Below are 4,542 nucleotides of genomic sequence, written 5' to 3' on the forward strand. Positions count from 1 at the left end.
GCTCGCGGCGGCGACGCCTTAGAGCCGGGGACGCCTTTCCGGCGGCGCGACCGCGCCGCCCCACCCCCGCCCTCAGGACGGACGCCCACCAGAACGGCGCGACGCCGCATCGACACAAGGAACGAGGAGACCCGCCATGGCCACCCACAAGCTGCTCCTGCTCGCCGGCGACGGCATCGGCCCCGAGGTGATGGAGGAGGTGAAGCGGGTCATCGCCTGGCTGGAGAAGGCGGGCCTCGCCTCCTTCTCGATCGAGGAGGGGCTGGTGGCGCGCCGCCTATGACGCGCACGGCGTCTCCATCTCGGAAGCCGACATGGCGCTCGCCAAGGCCGCCGACGCGGTGATCTTCGGCGCCGTCGGCGGCCCGAAGTGGGCGGACGTGGGCTATGACGTGCGCCCCGAGGCCGGCCTGCTGCGCCTGCGCAAGGACCTGGAGCTGTTCGCCAACCTGCGCCCGGCTCTGTGCTATCCGGCGCTGGCCGAGGCCTCCTCGCTGAAGCCCGAGGTGGTCGAGGGGCTCGACATCCTGATCGTGCGCGAGCTGACGGGCGGCGTCTATTTCGGCGAGCCCAAGACCATCACCGATCTCGGCAACGGCCAGAAGCGCGCCATCGACACGCAGGTCTACGACACCTTCGAGATTGAGCGCATCGCCGCGGTGGCCTTCGAGCTGGCGCGCACCCGCCGCAACAAGGTGACCTCGGCCGAGAAGCACAACGTGATGAAGTCCGGCGTGCTCTGGAAGGAAGTGGTGACGCAGCTGCACGCCCGCGCCTACTCCGACGTGGAGCTGGAGCACCAGCTCGCCGACAGCCTCGCCATGCAGCTGGTGCGCTGGCCCAAGCAGTATGACGTGATCGTCACCGACAATCTGTTCGGCGACATCCTGTCCGATCTCGCCGCCATGCTCACCGGCTCCATCGGCATGCTGCCCTCCGCCTCGCTGGGCGCTGCGGACGCGGCCGGCAAGCGCGCCGCCATGTACGAGCCGGTGCACGGCTCGGCCCCCGACATCGCCGGCCAGGGCATCGCCAATCCGATCGCCATGATCGGCTCGCTGGCCATGGCGCTGCGCTATTCGCTGGGCAAGGGCGAGGTGGCGGACCGCATCGAGACGGCGATCGCCGCTGTGCTCGACGCCGGCAAGCGCACCGCCGACATCGCCCCCAAGGGCACGCCGACCATCAGCACCGCCGAGATGGGCGCCGCCATCGTCGAGGCCCTCGACGCCGGCGCCTGAGGGACGGCGCGCCGGCTTTCCGGCGCGCTCCCGCACCGCCCGCCCAACCGCCGTCATGCTCCGGCTTGACCGGAGCATCCATGGCCCGGCACCACGCCCGGCCGCAGGATGGGCCCTCCGGTCAAGCCGGAGGGCGACGGCAGGATTTGTTCACACCCGCGGCACGACGATGAGGCGCTCGACCAGCTTGCCTCCCACCAGATGGGTGGCGACGATCTCGTCGATGTCCTCCGGGGTGCGCGGCTGGTACCAGACGCCCTCGGGATAGACCACCATGATGGGTCCCGCCTGGCAGAAGGTGAGGCAGCCCGAGGCGGTCATGGCGATGTCGCGCCGGCCGGTGGCCTCGATCTTCTTGCCGAGCCGCTCCCACAAAGGCTGGGCGCCGTTGGCGCCGCACGAGCCGCGCGGATGCTGCGGCGGGCGCTGGGTGAAGCAGCAGAAGACGTGGCGGGTATAGACCTGGGGAAGGTCCAGCGCCGCGTCGGCGGCATCGGCAGTCAAAGCGTCGGCAGTCAAAGCGTCGGTCATGGAAGCTCGCGAAGCATCGGGGACGATGCCCGCAACGATTCAAGACCCGTGCCGCGCTGGATTATTGAATTTCTGCATTTGTTTCAGATAGATGACCGAATCGGCCCAGTGGCGCCTATGCCACAACCCGTCCCGGCCGGGCGCAAAACGCGACAGGAGCCGGCAGGCCGTGCGACGGCACGTCGGCGAACACGGTCGGGCCGTCTGGCCCTCCGCTCAAGCGGTCAACGGCAGGGGCGCGGCGCGACGCCTCAAACCGGCGTCATGCTCCGGCTTGGCCGGAGCATCCCTGGTTCCCCGCCGGGTGCCCGGCGGGGTGATGGGCCCTCCGGTCCAGCCGGAGGGCGACGGCATGCCAGTACGCGCTCAGGTGATGTACTGGGCGCCGTTCACCGTCATGGTGGAGCCGGTGACGAAGCCGGCATCGTCCGAGGCCAGGAACACCACGCAGCGGGCGATGTCCTCCGGCTCGCCGAGGCGGCCCACCGGGATGGTGGCGACGATCTTGGCGAGCGCCTCCGCCGGCACCGCCTTCACCATTTCGGTGGCGATGTAGCCGGGGGCGATGGCGTTCACGGTGATGCCGAGCCGCGCGGTCTCCTGGGCGAGCGCCTTCACGAAGCCGATCTCGCCCGCCTTGGCGGCGGAATAGTTGGTCTGGCCGAACTGGCCCTTCTGCCCGTTGATGGACGAGATGCACACGATGCGGCCGAACTTGCGGTCGCGCATGCCCTCGATCACGTTGCGGGTCATGTTGAAGGCGGAGTTGAGGTTGGTGTTGATGACCGCGTTCCACTGCTCCAGCGACATCTTGTGGAACTGGCCGTCGCGGGTGATGCCGGCATTGTTGACCAGGATCTCCACCGGGCCGACCTCGGCTTCCACCTTGGCGATGCCCGCCTTGCAGGCCTCGAAATCGGACACGTCCCACTTGAAGGCGGGGATGCCGGTCTTCTCGGTGAAGGCCTTGGCGGCCTCCTCATTGCCGGCGAAGTTCGCCGCCACCGTGTAGCCGGCCGACTTCAGCGCCACCGAGATCGCCTCGCCGATGCCGCGTGTGCCCCCCGTGACCAATGCGACGCGCCCCATTGTCTCCTCCTCCTCACTTCTGTTGGCCCGACCTGAAGACAAACCACAGCCTCCCAAGGCGGGTCGGACCGCACCCGGAAGTTGTCTAAGCACTGCGCACTGAAGTTTCGATCATGCACAGCCGCGACTTTCGATCGCGGCTGTGAACAGTGCGGGACGCAGGCGATCAGTCGCGCTCGAGGCACATGGCGATGCCCATGCCGCCGCCGATGCACAAGGTGGCGAGGCCCTTCTTGGCATCGCGCTTCTGCATCTCGTGCAGCAGGGTGACGAGGATGCGCGCGCCGGAGGCGCCGATGGGATGGCCGATGGCGATGGCGCCGCCGTTCACGTTCACCTTCGACGTATCCCAGCCGAGGCCCTTGTTGACGGCGATGGCCTGGGCGGCGAACGCCTCGTTGGCCTCCACCAGATCGAGGTCGGCGGCGGTCCAGCCGGCCTTTTCCAGCGCCAGCTTGGAGGCCGGGATCGGGCCGGTGCCCATCACCGACGGGTCGACGCCCGCCTGCGCCCAGGAGACGATGCGCGCCAGCGGCTTCAGGCCCTTGGCCTTGGCGGCCTCGGCGCTCATCAGCACGACGGCGGCGGCGCCATCATTGATGCCCGAGGCGTTTGCGGCGGTCACGGTACCGTCCTTGACGAACGCCGGGCGCAGCTTCGCCATGGCGTCGATGGTGGCGCCGTGGCGGATGTATTCGTCCTGGTCCACCACCACGTCGCCCTTCTTGGAGGCGATGGTGACGGGGACGATCTCGTCCTTGAACTTGCCCGCCTTCTGGGCCGCCTCGGCCTTGTTCTGCGAGGCGACGGCGAACTCGTCCTGCTCCTGGCGGGTGATCTGGAATTCCTTGGCCACGTTCTCGGCGGTGTTGCCCATGTGGTAGCCGTTGAAGGCATCCCACAGGCCGTCCTTGATCATGGTGTCGACGAATTCGAGGCCGCCCATGCGCTGGCCGTTGCGCAGATGCGCCGCGTGCGCCGACTGGCTCATGGATTCCTGGCCACCGGCGACGACGATCTCGCTGTCGCCATTGGCGATCGCCTGGGCGCCGAGGGCCACCGTGCGCAGGCCGGAGCCGCACACCATGTTCACCTCCCAGGCGGGGCTGGTGATCGGCACGCCCGCCTTCAGCGAGGCCTGGCGGCCCGGATTCTGGCCCTGCGCGGCGGTGAGGACCTGGCCGAGGATCACCTCGCTCACGGCCTCGCCCGGCACGCCCGCGCGCTCCAGCGCCGCCTTGATCGCGATCGCGCCCAATTCGTGCGCGGGAAGCGATCCCAGCGCGCCGTTGAACGAACCGACCGGGGTGCGCGCCGCGCTGACGATGACGACGTCGTCCTTCATGGTGCTCTCTCCTGGGGCCCTTGGGGGCCGGGCTTGCCGTTCGCGGCGGACGGTGCTGTGCCGCCGCGTTCGGACCTTAAAGTGGTTGTGCCGCGGACAATGTGTCAATGACCCATGTCAAGGCAATCCGCCAGCCGGCGGTGCGCCGGCCGCGACCGGGATCCGCCGCGCCAGAACGCCTCGGCCGAGGATCGGCGGGCGCCGCGAGCGTATCGGATAACGCGTTCGCTTTTCATCAAGGGGAAGGCCGTGCCCCGTTCGGGCCGGGTCCGGCCGGTCGGATCCCTGCGGCGCAGTTTGGCCGGCGCCGGCGCTCCCGCGCCGGGGCAGGACGCC

3 protein-coding genes and 1 pseudogene are annotated in these 4,542 nt (G+C 69.2%); 1 reads left to right on the plus strand and 3 read right to left on the minus strand.

Going from position 1 to position 4,542, the window contains the following annotated elements; all coding sequences use genetic code 11:
* The first annotated feature begins 136 nt into the window (after positions 1-136).
* Positions 137-1,241, plus strand: a pseudogene (gene leuB, locus AC2W7M_RS20265) (3-isopropylmalate dehydrogenase).
* 150 nt (positions 1,242-1,391) lie between these two features.
* Here leuB and AC2W7M_RS20270 read toward each other — a convergent pair.
* From AC2W7M_RS20270 to AC2W7M_RS20280, 3 genes are all read right to left on the minus strand, one after another.
* A complete protein-coding gene (locus AC2W7M_RS20270; RefSeq protein ID WP_486134425.1) occupies positions 1,392-1,772 on the minus strand; it encodes a (2Fe-2S) ferredoxin domain-containing protein in 381 nt (126 codons plus the stop codon).
* Between the two features lie 366 nt (positions 1,773-2,138).
* Positions 2,139-2,861: an acetoacetyl-CoA reductase gene (gene phbB, locus AC2W7M_RS20275; protein ID WP_486134426.1), complete on the minus strand. Its 723-nt coding sequence runs from the start codon at positions 2,859-2,861 to the stop codon at positions 2,139-2,141.
* Positions 2,862-3,027: 166 nt separating this feature from the next.
* Positions 3,028-4,206 (minus strand): acetyl-CoA C-acetyltransferase, encoded by a 1,179-nt coding sequence (locus tag AC2W7M_RS20280; protein WP_486134427.1) that lies wholly within the window; start codon positions 4,204-4,206, stop codon positions 3,028-3,030.
* Positions 4,207-4,542 lie beyond the last annotated feature (336 nt).

Source organism: Xanthobacter sp. BG11Y11_SDJG (assembly GCF_057364445.1).